The sequence below is a fragment of the Nonomuraea endophytica genome (assembly GCF_014203235.1).
GTDB classification, from domain to species: Bacteria; Actinomycetota; Actinomycetes; order Streptosporangiales; family Streptosporangiaceae; genus Nonomuraea; species Nonomuraea endophytica.
In genome coordinates, this window is the sequence record NZ_JACHIN010000010.1 from 376,333 (window position 1) to 392,166 (window position 15,834).

The 15,834-nt window shown below is 71.2% G+C and carries 12 protein-coding genes; 4 read left to right on the top strand and 8 right to left on the bottom strand.

Going from position 1 to position 15,834, the window contains the following annotated elements; translation table 11 throughout:
- Positions 1-8 precede the first annotated feature (8 nt).
- Both HNR40_RS34515 and HNR40_RS34520 read right to left on the bottom strand, forming a co-directional pair.
- Positions 9-917, bottom strand: a complete 909-nt coding sequence (locus HNR40_RS34515; protein ID WP_184968864.1) for an electron transfer flavoprotein subunit alpha/FixB family protein — start codon at positions 915-917, stop codon at positions 9-11.
- Positions 914-1,705, bottom strand: coding sequence for an electron transfer flavoprotein subunit beta/FixA family protein (locus HNR40_RS34520; RefSeq protein ID WP_184968866.1), 792 nt, complete (start codon positions 1,703-1,705; stop codon positions 914-916). Before HNR40_RS34520 ends, HNR40_RS34515 begins: the two co-directional genes overlap by 4 nt.
- Positions 1,706-1,812: 107 nt before the next feature.
- Here HNR40_RS34520 and HNR40_RS57470 point away from each other — a divergent pair, with 107 nt between their 5' ends.
- Positions 1,813-3,027, top strand: coding sequence for a PucR family transcriptional regulator (locus tag HNR40_RS57470; RefSeq protein ID WP_184968868.1), 1,215 nt, complete (start codon positions 1,813-1,815; stop codon positions 3,025-3,027).
- Positions 3,028-3,048: 21 nt separating this feature from the next.
- Here HNR40_RS57470 and HNR40_RS34530 read toward each other — a convergent pair whose 3' ends face one another.
- The 5 genes from HNR40_RS34530 to HNR40_RS34550 all read right to left on the bottom strand — a co-directional run bounded on the left by HNR40_RS34530 (position 3,049) and on the right by HNR40_RS34550 (position 9,843).
- A complete protein-coding gene (locus HNR40_RS34530; protein WP_184968870.1) occupies positions 3,049-4,203 on the bottom strand; it encodes an NAD(P)/FAD-dependent oxidoreductase in 1,155 nt (384 codons plus the stop codon).
- Positions 4,204-4,303: 100 nt separating this feature from the next.
- Positions 4,304-5,911, bottom strand: coding sequence for a DUF885 domain-containing protein (locus HNR40_RS34535; protein WP_184968872.1), 1,608 nt, complete (start codon positions 5,909-5,911; stop codon positions 4,304-4,306).
- A 27-nt stretch (positions 5,912-5,938) separates the two neighbouring features.
- The gene (locus HNR40_RS34540; RefSeq protein WP_184968873.1) at positions 5,939-6,925 is read right to left on the bottom strand and encodes an ABC transporter ATP-binding protein; all 987 of its coding nucleotides are present in this window, start codon (positions 6,923-6,925) and stop codon (positions 5,939-5,941) included.
- Positions 6,922-8,871, bottom strand: a complete 1,950-nt coding sequence (locus HNR40_RS34545) for a dipeptide/oligopeptide/nickel ABC transporter permease/ATP-binding protein (RefSeq protein WP_246509737.1) — start codon at positions 8,869-8,871, stop codon at positions 6,922-6,924. Before HNR40_RS34545 ends, HNR40_RS34540 begins: the two co-directional genes overlap by 4 nt.
- Before the next feature lie 3 nt (positions 8,872-8,874).
- Complete coding sequence (locus tag HNR40_RS34550; protein ID WP_184968989.1) at positions 8,875-9,843, bottom strand: ABC transporter permease; 969 nt, start codon at positions 9,841-9,843, stop codon at positions 8,875-8,877.
- A gap of 444 nt (positions 9,844-10,287) precedes the next feature.
- On the opposite strand from HNR40_RS34550, the gene HNR40_RS34555 reads away from it, so the two are divergent.
- From HNR40_RS34555 to HNR40_RS34565, 3 genes are all read left to right on the top strand, one after another.
- Positions 10,288-10,758 carry an ATP-dependent DNA ligase gene (locus HNR40_RS34555; RefSeq protein WP_246509738.1) on the top strand — a complete coding sequence of 157 codons (471 nt, stop codon included), beginning with the start codon at positions 10,288-10,290 and terminating at the stop codon, positions 10,756-10,758.
- A gap of 202 nt (positions 10,759-10,960) precedes the next feature.
- Complete coding sequence (locus HNR40_RS34560) at positions 10,961-11,590, top strand: site-specific integrase (RefSeq protein ID WP_184968877.1); 630 nt, start codon at positions 10,961-10,963, stop codon at positions 11,588-11,590.
- A 354-nt stretch (positions 11,591-11,944) separates the two neighbouring features.
- Positions 11,945-12,181, top strand: a complete 237-nt coding sequence (locus HNR40_RS34565; protein ID WP_184968879.1) for a hypothetical protein — start codon at positions 11,945-11,947, stop codon at positions 12,179-12,181.
- A gap of 185 nt (positions 12,182-12,366) precedes the next feature.
- On the opposite strand, the gene HNR40_RS34570 is transcribed toward HNR40_RS34565, so the two are convergent.
- A complete protein-coding gene (locus HNR40_RS34570) occupies positions 12,367-15,831 on the bottom strand; it encodes a S1 family peptidase (RefSeq protein WP_184968881.1) in 3,465 nt (1,154 codons plus the stop codon).
- Positions 15,832-15,834 lie beyond the last annotated feature (3 nt).

The window sequence follows — 15,834 nt, forward strand, 5'->3', positions numbered from 1 at the left end:
AGCTCCAATCAGTCAGGCAGCGCCCGGGTCAGGGCTTGGGCGAAGCTCACCGCGTCCGCGACGACGACGAGGTCGGCCTCCCGGCAGAGCGCGGCGTGCCGGTCGGTGTTGACGGCGACGACCGTGCGGCTGGCCCGCATACCCGCCAGATGCTGCGCCGCCCCCGAGACCCCGAAACCGAGATAGAGATCGGGGCCGACGCTCACCCCGGTCTGGCCGATCTGGCAGGACAGCGGCAGCCAGCCCGCGTCGACCACCGCCCGGGTGGCGCCCAGGCTCGCGCCCAGGCGCTCGGCCAGCCGCCGGAACACCTCCAGGTGGTCCGGGCGGCCGATCCCGCGGCCGACGCACACCACGGTGCGCGCAGCCGCGAGCGTGTCGGTTCCGGAAGAGGCCCCGCCAGCCGCGACCATCCGGGCCAGGCCGTCCGGTACGGCACGGTGGTCCACCTCGACCGTGGGCTGTCCATGAAACCCGGACCCGGGCGGCGGGGGTTTGGTGAGCACCACGGCCTGGCGGCGCCCGTCAAGATGGTGGACCAGGCGCGCGGACTCGTCGTTGACCATCTGGCCGGTCTCGATGTCGTCGCCGGCGACGCGCAGCGTCCGTACTCCGCAGACGATCGGCACGTCCCGGCGGATCGCCAGCCAGCCCGCGAGGTCGCGGGCGGACGGTGTGGAGGCGAGCACGATGAGCCCGTCTCGGGGCAGGGCCGCCGCGATGGCGGGCGCCGCCGCCAGCGCGTCAACGGAGTCAGCGAACCGCGGCAGGGCCAGCACCCGCCGTGCGGGCAGGCTCTGCGCGCCCTCGGCCGGGCCGAGCAGGACCACGTCAGCCGGCCGGTCGCGGGGCAGCATGCCGAGCAGGGCCGCGGCCTCCGGGACGTCCCTTGCGACCACGGTCGCCTCGCCGGTCATGACCTCCCACCCCAGGACTTCACGCCGGCCAGCAGCGCCACGACCTCGCCGACGCCGTCGTCTTCCGTCATCACGCGGGGCTCCCGCGGTGGCCGGGGAACCGGCTCGATGCGGACGATCCGCGCGGCGTGCGCCGGCGTGTCGAGCTGCGAGCGATCGCCGACCGCGAGCTGGGGAATCCGGGCCTTGCGGGCGCGGAGCAGGGAACGAATCGGGGGATAGCCGGGAACGATCCCCCCTTCGACCAGCGACACCACCGCCGGCAGGCGGGCCGTCCACGACTCAATGCCGTCCGGGCCGCTGCGCCGCAGGTCCAGTGAGCCGTCCGCCGCCGCCCGGCCGTCCCTGACCCGGGTGACCAGGGGCCAGCCGAGTGCCGTGGCCATCGCGGCCGGGACGATGCCCGACGCGCCGTCCGCGCTCTCATACCCGCAGACCAGCAGGTGCGCGCCGAGGTCCGCGGTGGCCTGCGCCAGAACGCGGGCGGTACGCCGCACGTCGGCTCCGTCGAGTGCGGGATCGGTGATCAGGAATGCCTCGTCGGCTCCGTGCGCGAGCGCCTCGGTCAGCGCCGCCGCGGCGTCGGGAGGTCCCATCGAGATGGCCACGACCCGCCCGACGAGTCCTTCCGTACGCAGCCGGAGCGCCCAGGCCGCCCCTACTTCGTTGACCGTGTCCAGGCGATGCGGTTGGTCGGCCGGGGTGGCGTACCTGGGTGCGGTCAGCCGTTGCGCTGACGGCACCCATTTGCAGGCGACCAGAGCGGTGCTCACGACGTTCTCTGCCATAGCTGGACGGTAGGTCGGGCAGGGTCTCCAGAACGACCGTCGAACGTCTGGCCGGCGCTCGTTCTCGCCCGACAATCGCAGGTCGGAGTGTGTGATCCAATGAGAGGGTGACGGATTCCCAGCTTCAGCAGCTCGTCGAGGCGCTGGGCAGCAAACTACGCCGTTCGGTGGCGATCGACGACGCTCAGCTGCGGTTGCTGGCCTACAGCCCGCACTATGGCCCGGTCGACGAGCCTCGGCTCAGCTCCATCCTGGACCGGGTCGCGCCCGAGGCGGTGTTGCGCAGCGTGGAGCCGCTGATCACCGCGGCGACCGGCCCGATCAAGGTGGCGGCCGACCCCGAGCTGAAGATGCTGCCGCGCTTGGCCGTGCCGATCCGCTGCCGCGGGTTTCTACTGGGCTTCCTGGTGTTGATCGACGCCGACGAGTCGCTGACCGAGGAGGAGGTCGGCCAGTGCGCGGCGACAGCGGATCTGGCCGCCTCGGTGCTCTTCCGCGACCGGCTCATCGACCAGATCGACCAGGCCCACCAGCGGGAACTGCTCCGCGACCTGTTTTCCGCCGAGCCGGTGGTACGCAGCCAGGCCGCGGCCAAGCTCGTCGAGACCGAGCTGCTGGTGACCGGGCAGGTCGTCGCGCTGGTGATCCGGCTCGCAGGCGCCGGCGTGCCCGGCGACAGGGGCCAGGTCGCGGCCGACATGGCACTGCTGGAGACCAGGCGTCACCTGGCGGCGCGGCGAGCGGTGCACCTGGCCCGTCCCGACCACGGTGTGCTGCTGGTCTCGCGGAGCGCCATCCCGGCCGGCGCGGGGCAACTCGAGCTCGGCGAACTGCTGCGCCGCACGGCGGTACGGGAGGCCGACGTCGACCGGGTCTTCGTCGGAGTAGGGGGGCCGCGTGAGCTCACCGAGGCACTCGCCTCCTACGAGGAGGCCAGATTGGCAGCCAAGGTCGCCGACGTCGTGGGCACCGGCGGCCCGGTGGTGCGCTGGGCGGACCTGGGTGTCTACCGGACCCTCACGCGGCTGCCGCTCGACCGGGCCGCCGCCTCCGCGGTGCTCGACCCGGCGGTGACCCGCCTGTTCGAGAGCGACCGCAACGGGACGCTGGTGACCACGGCGGAGGCCTTTCTGGATCTGGCCTGCAGCCCGAAGCGGACCACCGGCGAGCTGAAGATCCACCGCGCCAGCCTGTACGGCCGGCTGGAGAAGATCGAGTCCATCACCGGCCTGCGCTTCAACGACGGCGGTGACCGGCTGGCCCTGCATCTGGGTCTCAAACTGGCCCGGCTGGCGGGGCTGCATCCCGACGAGGCGCCCTGAGCGCGGACGGCGCGGCGGTGCTCAGCCCATGATCCTGGTCTCGCCGTAGCCGGAGTCGAGGCGCCGGCCGCGCTCGAACCGGCCCGGGCGGAACTGGTCCAGCCTGTCGTCCACCGGATCATCGGCCAGCAGGGCGGCCACGTGTGCGCCGAGGGCCGGGGCGAGCTTGAAGCCGTGGCCGCTGGTGCCGGCGTCGACGTACACGTGCTCACTGATCTGCCCGATGACCGGTTGCCAGTCCGGGCTGACGTCGTAGAGGCTCGCCCACCCGCCGCGCGGCTCCGCGTCGGCCAGGGCGGGCACTCGCCGGATCAGGTCCGCCGCCAGGCCGGACACCTCGTGGCCGAAGACGTCCTCGGCGAAGTCGTCGGGATCGGCGTTCGCGGCGGACGCCAGCGAGGCGATCTGGAACTGCTCGGCGCCGTCCGGCTTGAAGTAATAGCCGCCCGGCAGGTCGGCGAAGCCGAAGGGGAACGGTGGCGCTCCTGCCCGGCGGAAGGACGCCACGGCGTGCCGTTCGACCGCCAGCGGGAGGTCCACACCGACCTGTCGGGCGAGCGGGCGCGTCCACGGACCCGCCGCCACCAGCAGCCGGCCGACCTCGGTCCGCGCGCCGTCCGCCGAAACGACCAGCACGCCGGCGGCGCGGTCCCGGACGGTTGTGACGGCGGTGTTCAGCCGAAGGTCGGCGCCCTGTCGTACGGCGGCGGCCAGCAGGCCCTCCGTGGTGCTCGCCGGGTCGGCGTAGCCGCCGCCGGGCTCCCAGACCGCCACCGCGACCTCGTCGAGCTCGAAGCCGGGAAGCGCGGCGCTCAGCGCCTCGCCCTCAAGGACGTCCACGTCCACGCCGATCTCGCGCAGCCGCGGGCCGGCCGCCTTGACCTGGATCTCGTCGCCCGGCGGGTGCAGGTACATCAGGCCGGTACGGCACAGCCCCGATGAGCGGCCGGTCAGCTCGGTGAAGTCGGCGAGCATGGCCAGGCTGTCCCTGGCCACCTCCGCCAGGAAGAGGTTGGTGTAGTTGGCTCTGCAGACCGCGCTGGAGCGGCCGGTAGGGCCGCCGGCCGGGACCGACCGTTCGAACACCACGACCTGTGCGCCGCGCCGCGCGAGGTGGAAGGCCGCGCTCGCGCCGTGCACACCGGCTCCTACGATCCCGACGTCAAAACTCCGCATGCGTCCTCCACACTCTCGACCGACCGGGCCACGATATGTGCTGATGTCCTGACTTTTGAGCCGACCAATGTCGGGATCTGGACGGGTGCCGGCGCGACACTCAGGCTGGACGCGAGGCCGTGATCCAGCGCTCGACGCGGGCGCGAAGCACGGTCAGGGGGAGTGCGCCGGCCCCGAGCACCACCTCGTGGAAGTCGCTGACGTCGAACCCGGAGCCAAGGCTGGTTTCGGCGTGCCGTCGCATCTCGGCGATGGCCAGGTGACCGGTCCGATAGGCCAGCGCCTGAGCGGGGATGTCGGTGGCGTAGCGAAGCGTCTCGGAGGCGATCTGCCCCTCCGACAGGATGGTGCCGGCGCGCAGGAGGTCCCGGCCCCGTTCCAGGCCCCACCGGCCGAGGTTCAGCGCGGTGTCGAGCACGAGGCGCTGGGCCGTCATCCGCTGCTGGTAGAGCGATCCGTAGGCGTCCCAGGGATCGGTGTACATCCCCATTTCCCAGCACAGGTCCGAGGCGTACTCCGCCCATCCCTCGACATAGGCCGTGAGCTGCGCCTCTCGGCGTACCTCGGGAAGCGCGGTCTCGGCGGCCTGGCGGGTGACCTGCAGGTGGTGGCCCGGCATCAGCTCGTGATAGATCAGCGCGGCGGCGTTGACGATCGGCCGGTCGGCGAGCTGGGACCCGTTGTAGTGATAAACGCCCCGGGGGCGCTCCGCGGTCGGCTCTTCGTAGTAGCCGTAGGTCATGCTGGGCTCCAGCGCCGGGTCCAGCCGCTGGACGCAGGCGCGGAAGCGGTCCTCCAAGTCGGCCGCCGACCTCGCGTACAGGCGCCTGTCCCGGCGCAGCCGCGCGAGGTGGTCACCGTTCCCGCCCGGCAGGTCCATCCCGGCCTGGAGGTCGTTCATGCGCTCCGTCAGCTTCTCGATCTCGGCCAGGCCCTGGTCGTACAGCGCCTCTGGCGTGGTGTCGAGAGTCGTCTCGATCCGCACGAACTCCCGGTAGGCCTCCTCGCCGCCCGCATATCGCACCCACCCGACCTCCCGGGGAGCGGCCTGGTGATAGTCCGCGTCGAAGAAGGCCAGCAGCCGGTCGAAGGCGGGCAGCAGCTCATCACGGAGCAGGCGCTCGGCTCCGTCGTCGAGCCTGCCCCGGTCGGCGGCGCCCAAGGCCGCCGACCGCCCAGGACCCGGCCGCAACGCCGCCGGACCGCCGTCACGCAGGGCCGTCAGCATGCCCACGGTCCCCGCGAGCGCTGGGCGGGCGACGCGGATTCCGCGCGCCGTCTGTCCGGCCACCTTGACTGCGGCCGACGAGACCAGACGGGCGTAGGAGGACAGCAACGTGAGATAGCGCTCGACGTCCCCGGCGGTCCCGAACGGATGCCGGCGGAACACCATCTCCTCGTAGAGGGCGAACTCGCATCGGTAGGGAGTCACCGGGTGGACCAGCCAGTAGTGCCGTTCTGCGGCGATCTCCCGTTCCGCCTCCGCGCGCAGGAATCCGGCGGTGTCGGGATCGGCGCCCTCTGCCGAGAGCGCGTCCAGGTGGGCGAGCAGGTCGCGGGCGTGCCCGGCTCGTGCGCCGGCCTCGCCGGGTCCCAGGTCCGGGAGCCGCTCGACGGGGAGTCCTCTGCGGAGCCGTACGAGCGGATCGCGGTCCAGGACGAAGGCCCAGTGCCGATCGGCGAGGTTGCTGAGTTCGGTGGCGGACATGATCGGAGTCTCACCTCAGGATTCGTGTTATGCCGCGAAATGACAGGCGGTCTGGTGGGGACGCAGCCGGGCGTCCGTCCGTGGGTCGTGGGTCGTGCAGATGGTCCGGTCCGGCACGGCGAGCGGGCCGACGGGGCACTGTGGGTGAAAGCGGCAGCCGGGGAGTGGCACGTGCGGGTCGGGCGGCTCGCCCGGGAGCTTGCCCGGGGAATTCGCGCCATCCGGATCGGGCGCCCCCGGGGATACCGATCCGTTCAGCCGGGGCACCGCGCCGAGCAGCGCCTTGGTGTAGGGATGCCGCGGATCGCCGATCAGCCGCTCGGTGGGCGCCGTTTCCACGATCTGGCCCGCGTACATGACCGCGACACTGTCCGCCAAGTGACGGACCGCGGCCAGGTTGTGGCCGATGACCAGCATCGTCAGGCCGAGCGTCCCGCGCAGGTCCCGGAGCAGGTTGATGATCGCGGACTGCACCGAGGCGTCCAGCGCCGAGGTGACCTCGTCCAGGATGAGCACCTCGGGCCGGGAGGCCAGCGCCCGGGCCAACGCCACTCGCTGACGTTGCCCGCCGGACAGGGTCCCGGGCCGGACGGCGGCGAGCGCGTGATCCAGGCCGACCAGCTCAAGCAGTTCACCGGCCGACTGGGCGGCCAGGGTCGCGGGGCGCAGGAGGGCGGCCTGCCGCGCCTCGTCGAGGGTGCGGCCGATCGTCAGCTGCGGATCGAGCGCGCTGTAGGAATCCTGCAGCACCATCTGAATCCCCAGCCCGGGCCCGCTCCGCCGGCGACGGCGGCCGGGCGTGACATCCTGCCCGTCCAGCAGCACACGGCCGGAGGTGAGCGGTGCCAGCCCGACCACGGCCCTGCCCAGGGTGGACTTACCGGAGCCGGACTCCCCCACCAGGCCGACGACCGAACCCCGCGCCACGTGCAAGCTGACCCGGTCAAGGGCCGTGAAGGCACGGCGCCCGGCATCGAGCCGGACGGTGATCTCACGCAACGTGAGGCTTCTCATGGGGCTCCTGTCCGTGGATGCCAGCACGCGACCCGGTGCCCTCGGCCGAGCTCCTCCATGGCGGGCGGCTCCGTGGCGCAACGTTCGCCGGCATGGCCGCAGCGGGAGACGAACGGGCAGCCCGGGAAGCGCTCGCCGGGGCCGGGCGGCCGGCCGGGGATGGTCGGCAGCCGCCGATCGCGCACGCCGGTCATGTCGAGGGCACAGGCGAGCAGCGCCCGGGTGTAGGGATGCGCGGGGCCCGAGCGCAGCACGTCGACGGGCAGGTCCTCGACCACCAGGCCCGCGTACATGACGACCACCCGGTGACAGGTTTCCGCCACCACCGCGATGTCATGGCTGACCAGCACGATCGACGCTCCCGTCGTGGAGTTGACGTCCCGGAGCAGCGCGAGGACCTGGCGCTGGACGGTAACGTCCAGCGCGGTCGTCGGCTCGTCGGCGATGAGCAGCCTGGCCTCGCCCATCAGTCCCATGGCGATGACGGCACGCTGCTGCGTCCCGCCGGAGAGCTGATGCGGGAACTGCCGGGCGCGGCGCTCCGGAGCGGGCACCGCCGCCGCGCGCAGCCGGTCGACCGCCCGGGCCCCGGCCGCGCGGCGCGACATCCCGTGATGGACCACGGCGGTCTCGGCGAGCTGAGATCCGACCCGCAGCACCGGGTTCATGGCCGTGCCCGGATTCTGGAACACCATCGCCGTGTGCCGCCCGAGCAGCGCCCGGGCCTGCCGCGGGCTCAGCCCGCGCGGGTCCTGACCGAGTACCTCCAGCCGGGTGGCGCGCACCACGCCCGGCTCCGGGACCAGCCCGGTCAGCGCCAGCCCGGTCAGCGTCTTGCCGCAGCCCGACTCGCCGACGATGCCGAGGATCTCGCCCGGGGCCACGGTGAGATTCACGCCCCGGACCGGTGTCAGCACCCCCTCCGCGGCGGGGAACGACACCTGGAGGTTCTCCGCGCGCACGGTCGCCGAACCCCGGTCGCCGCCGGCCACCGACGGCTTCGACGCGAGGATGGGCGCGGGATCGTCCGGCCGGGCGGGCCGCCGGTCCGCCTGAGCGCCGATGGCGCCCTCGCCCAGCAATTGGAACGCCACCCCCGCGAACACGATCGCGACGCCGGGGCCGAGGGCCGCCGCCGGCGTGTCGTAGATCCGGGTCAGCCCTTCGTTGAGGAGCTGGCCCCAGTCGTAGTCCGGGGACCGTACCCCCATCCCCAGGAAGCTCAGCCCGGAGATGGCCATGAAGGCCATCCCGACCGCGATGGAGAGGTTCACGAGCAGCGGCTCAGCGATGTTGGGCAGGACGTGGCGGACCACCAGCCGCGGGCGGCTGACACCGAGCATCCGCGCCGAGGCCACGTAGTCCGAGCGCGTCACCGACAGGGTGAGCGTCTGGGTGAGCCGGGCGAAGGAGGGCGCCATCGCCCCCGCGAACGCGATCACCGCACCGCCCGTGCCTCCGCCGGTCACCAAACCCAGAAAGATCATCAGCAACAGCGGGGGAAACGCCAGCAGCAACTCGATGAGCGCGGCCGTCGCGCGGGCCGCCCTGCGGCCGAGCATCGCCGGGAGCGAGCCGAGTGCGATCCCGGCGAGCGCCCCGACGGCGACCGACCCCACCGCGGTGAGTGCCGACAGCCTGGTCGCGACCAGCAGCCGGGCCAGGATGTCACGGCCGAGCGCGTCGGTGCCCAGCGGATGAGCCGAGGACGAGCCGAGCATGATGGCCTCGGTGTTCATCGCCCGAGCGGCCCCGCTCCAGAACACAGGCCCGGCCACCGACAGCACCAGCAGCGCCGTCACCATCACCAGGCCCGCCGCCCCGGTCGGAGTCTTGACCACGCCCCTGCGCCACCGGATCCCGCCCTGGCCCCGGCCGCGCGGTTCCCCGACCGAGCCGCGCATAGGCCGCCACTCCCGTACGGCCTGCCAGATCGCTATCGCCATGGATCATGCCTCCGTCAGGGCCGGCCGGGGATCCAGCCGCGCCAGTACGAGATCGACGACCAGGTTCGAGGTCAGAACCAGCGCGCCCAGCAACAGCACCATGGCCTGGGCGACGGGATAGTCCTTCTGCAGCACCGACTCGGTGATCGCCGACCCCAGCCCCGGCCACGCGAAGACCTTCTCGACCAGGACCGTTCCCATCACCAGGCCGGGGATGAGCATCCCGCAGATCGTCAACGCCGATGTCAGGGCGTTCGGCAGCACGTGCCTGACGTACAGCAACCGGGCGGGCAACCGTTTGGCCCGCGCCGTACGGACGTAGTCCTGACCCAGTTCCCGGAGCGCTTCGGCCCGGACGATGCGGGCCAGCATCGCGGCCGGCGCGGCGGCCAAGGAGAGCACCGGCAGGACGTACGAATCGGGCCCGCCGGCCCCCGCCACCGGCACCAGCCGCAAACCCACCGCGAACGTCGCGACCAGTCCCGCGGCGAGGACGAACTCGGGGACCACGGCGAGCAGCCCGGTGCCGGAGGTGAAGGCGAGCGCCCCTCGGCGATGCCGGTCGCCACGGGTGTGGATCGCGGCGAGCAGCCCCACGGGGACGGCGACCGCGACCACCACCAGGAACGCCAGACCCGCCAAGGTCAGCGTGTTCGGCAGCCCCGCCACCACGATGTCGCCCACCCGCTGGCCGCTCACCAGCGACGTCCCCAGATCCCCGGCGGGCAGACCGCTGAGATAGTCGAGAAACTGGTCGGGCAACGGCCGGTCCAGGCCCAGCTCGCTGGTCCGCTGCGCGACCTGCGCGGCCGTGGCCTCCGGCCCCAGCGCGGCCCGCACCGGATCGCCCGGGACCAGATGCATGAGTCCGAAGGACGCCGTGACCAGGATCGACAGCAAGACCACCAGCCTGGCGAACCGCCTGGCCGCGAACACGATCCAGGGATGTCGTCCCCGCCAGGCCGTATGCATTGGGTTCAACCGGGTCTCCTCGCCGCCTTCCGCCGGCCACGGTGCCGAGCGGGATCGATCTCCTGTCCCAGCCTCCGCGCCCGCCCTCCCGCAGTGCGACCGGCAGACGTCGGATCTGAAGCCGTACAAGCCCGGCATTCGTCCGCTGTGTCGGCCTTCCGCCCCGGTACAGGGTTCAGTTCGTAGCCATGACACCGCCGCACGTACGTTGCACGCCTCAGCGGTCGTGGCCGGCACGCACAAGTCGGTGACCGCCCGGCGGCCGGGCCATTAGGGCGGACTACTTCCGCGCGCGCTCCCGCGACTCCGCGGCCTCGGTATCGGCTGCAGGTGCTGCCGGTGCCCGTCGATGCCGCCTACGGGCCGGAGGGGCACCGCGTCAGACCCTGCGGATGATCGAGGCGGCGCATCGCCGAGGTCACTCCTCCCTGCTGCGAGGACGTCATGGACGGCATCGGCCTCCCGGGCCGTGCTGCTCCGGCATCATCGAATCCCTCGGCGGGAACACCTTGCGTCTCTTCCGCGCACCGAACTCCGGTCGTGGCGGCCCATCCCCGATCGCACTACGTGGTCTACGACGTGCTGCGTCACCGTGGCAGGGACGTGACCGGTTTGCCGCTGCGCGCGCTGTTGCAGGAACTGTTCGCGCCCGTTCTGGCGGCCGGTGTCCTGGCCCTGGGAATGCAGACGCTCGATGAGGCCGAAGCTCGGTCCTGGTACGCGACGATGCATGTGGCCGGGGTGGAAGGCTTGGAGATCAAGGCGACCGACTCCCGCTACGAAGGCTCCGCGCGGGGCTGGCAGAAGCTGAAGTATCGCACCTCTGTGGAGGCTGTCGTCAGCGGCTACGTCGGCCGTCCGGGGAGGCCGAGCGGGCTGCTGCCCGGCCGCAACGGAGATCGCTCCCTTTGCTGACCCCTGCCCGCGCTGAGCATCCCTGGCGGGCGGCTGGGCGGGCAGCCCCTACTTCCCTATTGAATAGGCGTGTTGTTCCTGTTCAGTAGAGGAGCTGATGTGACGGGCCGGCGCAAGGCCTGGGTGCCCGAGAGGCCGTGCGGAGCGGTGTTCGGCGGTCGATTCGGAGGGGTGGGAGGACCTGTCGGCGAGGGAACGGGAGGTGCGTGTCCGGGCCGGTGATCTGATCTTCTTATCGCCCGACTATCGGGTGGATCCACGCCTCGCCGCGTATGCGCGAGACAAGGGGTTCCGATCCTTCACGACAGAGACCAGGCGGAACTATGCGACAGACATCGGCCTGCTGCTGGACTTCCTATGGCGCCGCGGCCGCGCCTGGACGGAGACACAGGAGCAGGACCTGGAGGACTTCGAGCACTGGCGGCGGCAGGAGGAATCGAACCCGGCCAGGATCGGCGGCACCAAGGGGGATCGCGAACTGGCCGCGTTCATGCACCTGTTCAAGTGGGCCGTCAAGAACAAGGTCACGACGCACAACCCGGTGGCGACCAAGCAGGTGATGAGACGCTACGGCCAGATGCTGACCGTGCCGGCGGCGCGGTGTACACGTGGCTGTCGGGCCGCTACGACATCGGCCGCTACCAGCCGAGCTGAGTCGGCCATCTGCCATCCGGCCGGTGGGGGAGCTATCCTGACGGCAGCGACGGGACCGAAGGGAGCGCCGTGGGATGAGCGTCCACCTGCTCGATGGCGGAGTCCTCCGCGTCCCCACCGCGACAACGTTGCCCGACGGCAGCCACGTCACCGGTTCCCGGGACATCACATCGGATGACCCGGACTATGCCGAATGGCTGCCCCATGCGGTCCCCGCGAGTCATGCCGACAGCCGCCAGGCCCATGAGGAAAACGCCGCCATCTTGCGCAGCTGGGGGACGGCGGAAAGCGCCTCGCGCGAGCCTGTCTTACCCTGCGCCCTCCTCGCGAAACCACGTTGGTCGGATAGGTCATTCTGCGGCCGGCCCGCGCCAGCGCCGAAGAGGCCCGGCTCGCGCTGATCGCCGAGCAAGGCGACGCCAAGGCGTCCCTGCATCTGCTCAGCCGCACCGAAGACGAGCTCCGGCAGGCGCGCGAAGAATCTGCCAGCCAGCGCGCGGCGGCCGCCGAAGCCGACCTGAAGAAGACCACAGTGCAGCTAGCCACGAAGGCCGCCGCCGGCTTGGCGCTCCCCGACCTCGAAGACCTGGACGGCGGCCAGCGCGGCGTGCCGATGCCGCCAGGTAGCGGCATCGAGGCGGTCGGCCTGGACCGCGATGGCGGAGCAACCCCCTACCATCCGACCGGGGCGATCCGCCTGGATGCCGACGAACACGCCCTTGCCCTGGCCGTCGCCTTTCTCGCCCTCCGCAGGCCACAAGATCGCTGACCCGGGGCCCTTGTTCGCTCGGGTGTCACACGAACCAGCTGATCGACCTGTGAGCGTCGTTGAGCCACGTCGGGCAAGAAGGCTGAGTGGATCTGGTTCGCTTGGGATCTGACGAAATGATGACGCTTGCCTCGTTGACCGGTGGCTGCGACGACGGAAGCAGGCGTGCTGTCCTCCAGGAGGCATCAATCGAGATCGGCCCAACCCCATGGCTGGGCAGGAGAGCCGTCGCGTTCGCATCCGTTCCTCCGCAGCGACGGATCCGCTCGAACCTCGCAATAGACGGCGAACTGGCCATGTGGTGGCAGGCGGCGCAGGAGAGCTTCGGCCTGCACATGCGCACCGGCATCCCGCAGCGTCCCCAGCACACGAACGACCTCGTCCCGATTGCTGAGCGGCAGATGCCCTGAGATGCGCTCGGCCAGAGTCGTGACCTGCGCTTGAGCCCCCGCGTCCCGCAGGCGCTCAAGGACCAGCTCGAGATGCGCGTCGACGGCGGCCTCCCGTGCGAGGCGATCGGCGAGAACCGCGACCTGTTCGTGAGCCCCCCAGAACTCCAACTGGTCCAGCAGCTCCGACGCCGCTTCCGGGTCGTCGAGGGCGACGTGCCGGGCGGGGGCGCGGGCCAGCAGGATCTCGGCTTGTTCATCGTGCGTCCCGGCTTCCCAGAGCCAGTCCAGGAGGCTGGACAGCCCTTCTGGGCTGACGAGGGTGACTGTACGAGCGATATCACGTCCCAGCAGGATCTCGACCTGATCGTGCGCCTCGGACAATGTCAGGGCGTGGAGCAGCCGGGCGATCCCCCCGGGGTCGTCGAGGTGAGCGTGGTGAGCGGGATCACGCGCTATCAGGGCTGCGATCTGCTCCTGGGCGGCAATCGTGTACAGCGTTTCGAGCAACCAGCCGATCGCCTCTGGATCGTTGAGAGAAACGAAGCGGGCCGGATCTCGCGCCAGCAGGACCGCGATCGCCTCATGCTCTTCGGCCCTCCGCAACGCCTCCAGCACCGAACCGACCGTATTCGGGGCACTGAGATCGACACCCTGAACGGCGCGCTCGGCGAATGCCATCGCCTGCTCATGAGCCCCGACCTCCCGCAATCCTTGCAACAGCCGAGTGATCGAAAAGGGCTCGCTGAGATCGACAGTGTGAACAGCGCGCTCGGCCAATGCGATCGCCTGCTCATGAGCCTCAGCCACGCGCAGCAGTTCCAACAGCCGGATCGTCAGGTAGGGGTTATTGAGATCGACATCGCCAACGGCCCGCTCGACCAGTGCCATCACCTGATTACCCTGGCCAATCGACGGCAGGGCGTGTCGGAGCAGCGAATCGAGCGCCAAAGGGTTGGTGAGGGCGACTTCCCCGACGGCACGCTGGGCCAGGGCCTCAACCTGCTCGTTGGCCTCGGCCTCCCCCAAGACAGAAAGCAGGGTGACAACCCCATACAGGTCGACGAGGGGGATGCTGCGCGCCAGATCACGCGCTAGCAAAGCGTCTACGTCCTCATCCGCCCCGATCTCCCGCAGGATGCGGAACAGGGCAACCACCCCGTACAGGTCGTCAAGGGGGATGCTGGAGGCCAGGCCGCGCGCCAGCAAAGCCTCTACCTCCTCATTCGCCCCGAGCTCTTGTAGCGTGCCCAGAAGCGCGGCTGCGGTGGCCGGCTGATCGACAGTGGTGTGCTCGAGGACGTGTCGGAGGACTCGGAAATCGTCGGGAAAGACCTTCAAGAGCCGGAATGCGGCGGGCGGGCTGTCATAGGCGGTGGCGTGCTTCCACAGCTGGGCAGCCGCCTTGTAGAGGCCGCGGTCGTAGGCCGATACGCCGAGGGCGTATAGGGTCGCGGGCTGAGTCAGGCGAGCGGCCGCACTCCAGAAGCTGTCGGGTGGATAGAGGCCGGCGCGTTCACGGCGGCCGGTCTGTTCGAGGTAGTCGGCAAGCCGGCAGACCGGCGCCCCCGAACTCGTGGTGGTGCGCGGGCGTGCCCGGGTGATGATCCAGGGGATGCCGCTGCCGCGCCGGGCGGCGTAGGCGAAGGCCGCCTCCAGCCAGTCGTCGCCGAGGGCGTCCCATTCGTCGTCGGTGAGATAGCCGGGCGCGGCGTCGGCCAGGAACCGGTCGGACAGGTGGGGGCCGTAGCCGAGGCGCCGCGCATCCATGGCGGCGTGGATGAGCGCTCGGACGGCAGGCGGGGCGGTGCGGTAGCGGTCCAGCAGGACGGGCACGCCGGCGAGGTATTGGGTGATCTTCCCGTCGGCGGCCTCGGCAGCAGCGCGGGCCAGGCGCGGGTCCCGATGGACGGTGTCGGCGAGCCGCTGGGCGTCCTGGCCGGTGAAGGCGTCGGGAAGCTGGATCTTGTGGCCGGTCAGCAGTTCGCGAGCCTGGGCGTGCGGGTCGGCGCCGCCCGCAGGCCGGGTGGTGAGGGTGTCCCAGTGCTCGGGCCACAAGGTGGCCAGCACCAGAACGGGCCCGCGATCAGGGGCGCGAAGCAGTTCACGGAGGCCTGCGGCGACCTGTTCGCCCAGTGGAGTGTCGAGGTAGAACTGCGCCTCGTTCAGCCACACCACGGTACGCGGCTCGACGCGAGTGAGAGCGGCCAGGGCGGCGTCGGGGTGGGAGGGGTCGATCGGATGCCACAGCCGCCAGTCCTGCCCCGAGCGACGCAGCGGGGTGAGAGCTTCCCAGCAGGCCCTGGTTTTGCCGGTGGAGGAGCCGCCGACCAGAACCTTCAGCGTGCTCTCGCCCGCCAGAGCGCGCTCGACGGCCGCGGCGAGTTCCCGGTCGTGCCGGCGCCGCACATAGGCGGGCAGCGGCGGCAGGCCGGGGTGTTCGTCGAGGTCGATCGCTTGGTGGATTTCCAGGAGGAACGGGTTGGTCACGGCCTCCAGGGACTGCCCGGGCGATGGGCCGCTCGCCGTGTCCTCCTTGAGACGGGGCAACGTCAGCAGCTGCCCGGAGGTGAGGCCGAGGAGTTCCCACCAGGTGGTGGCATCGGGCAGGGTGTCGATCAGAGTGATCGGCACGATGGTCAGATCGGAGACGCCCTGGCGGGGGGCGTGTTCGGAGATCACACCGACGACGTGGTCGCCGACCAGGACTGCGGCGCCGGACATACCCGACCACACCGAGCCGGCCAGGGTCTGATCGGCCGGCGGGAGCGGCCGGGGGCTGTGGCGGGTTTGGAGCGTGAGCAGGCCCGGCCCCGGGCGCTGGGCGATGGGGATCCCGCCCCTCACGTGCGCGGGCTGGCGTGTGGCGCCCGTGGCCGTCTCAGACTCGATGAACGCGGGGAATCCGACCGCGTCGCAATCCTCGACGACCGCTAGCCGCTCGGTGCGTTCGGCGATCCGGGCGAAGCCGAACCGGGAAAGCGGCCCGACGTCCTGCTCGAGCTCCACGATGGCCAGATCGGCCAGGCCGAGATCTCCGGCCAGAAGGACGCGCGCCTGCCACACCTGCTTCGAACTCCCCGGTCCGGGGCTCGCGCGCCGGACGAGCGTCTGCCCGCGGACGACCGCGTGCAACGAGGTCAGAACATGGCGCCCGTCGATCAAGAACCCCGACGCGTACTCCCATTCCGTACGAGCCGTCGGACCACTACCCACGGTGATCTCGGCGATAACCTCGACGAACCGGTCTTGGATCGCCACGGA

What these genes read in the sequence shown, in the direction of transcription:
- HNR40_RS34515 (WP_184968864.1), bottom strand. Translation starts at nt 917, where the DNA reads ATGACCGGCGAGGCGACCGTGGTCGCAAGGGACGTCCCGGAGGCCGCG.
- HNR40_RS34520 (WP_184968866.1), bottom strand. Translation starts at nt 1,705, where the DNA reads ATGGCAGAGAACGTCGTGAGCACCGCTCTGGTCGCCTGCAAATGGGTG.
- HNR40_RS34530 (WP_184968870.1), bottom strand. Translation starts at nt 4,203, where the DNA reads ATGCGGAGTTTTGACGTCGGGATCGTAGGAGCCGGTGTGCACGGCGCG.
- HNR40_RS34535 (WP_184968872.1), bottom strand. Translation starts at nt 5,911, where the DNA reads ATGTCCGCCACCGAACTCAGCAACCTCGCCGATCGGCACTGGGCCTTC.
- HNR40_RS34540 (WP_184968873.1), bottom strand. Translation starts at nt 6,925, where the DNA reads ATGAGAAGCCTCACGTTGCGTGAGATCACCGTCCGGCTCGATGCCGGG.
- HNR40_RS34545 (WP_246509737.1), bottom strand. Translation starts at nt 8,871, where the DNA reads ATGGCGATAGCGATCTGGCAGGCCGTACGGGAGTGGCGGCCTATGCGC.
- HNR40_RS34550 (WP_184968989.1), bottom strand. Translation starts at nt 9,843, where the DNA reads ATGCATACGGCCTGGCGGGGACGACATCCCTGGATCGTGTTCGCGGCC.
- HNR40_RS34555 (WP_246509738.1), top strand. Translation starts at nt 10,288, where the DNA reads ATGGACGGCATCGGCCTCCCGGGCCGTGCTGCTCCGGCATCATCGAAT.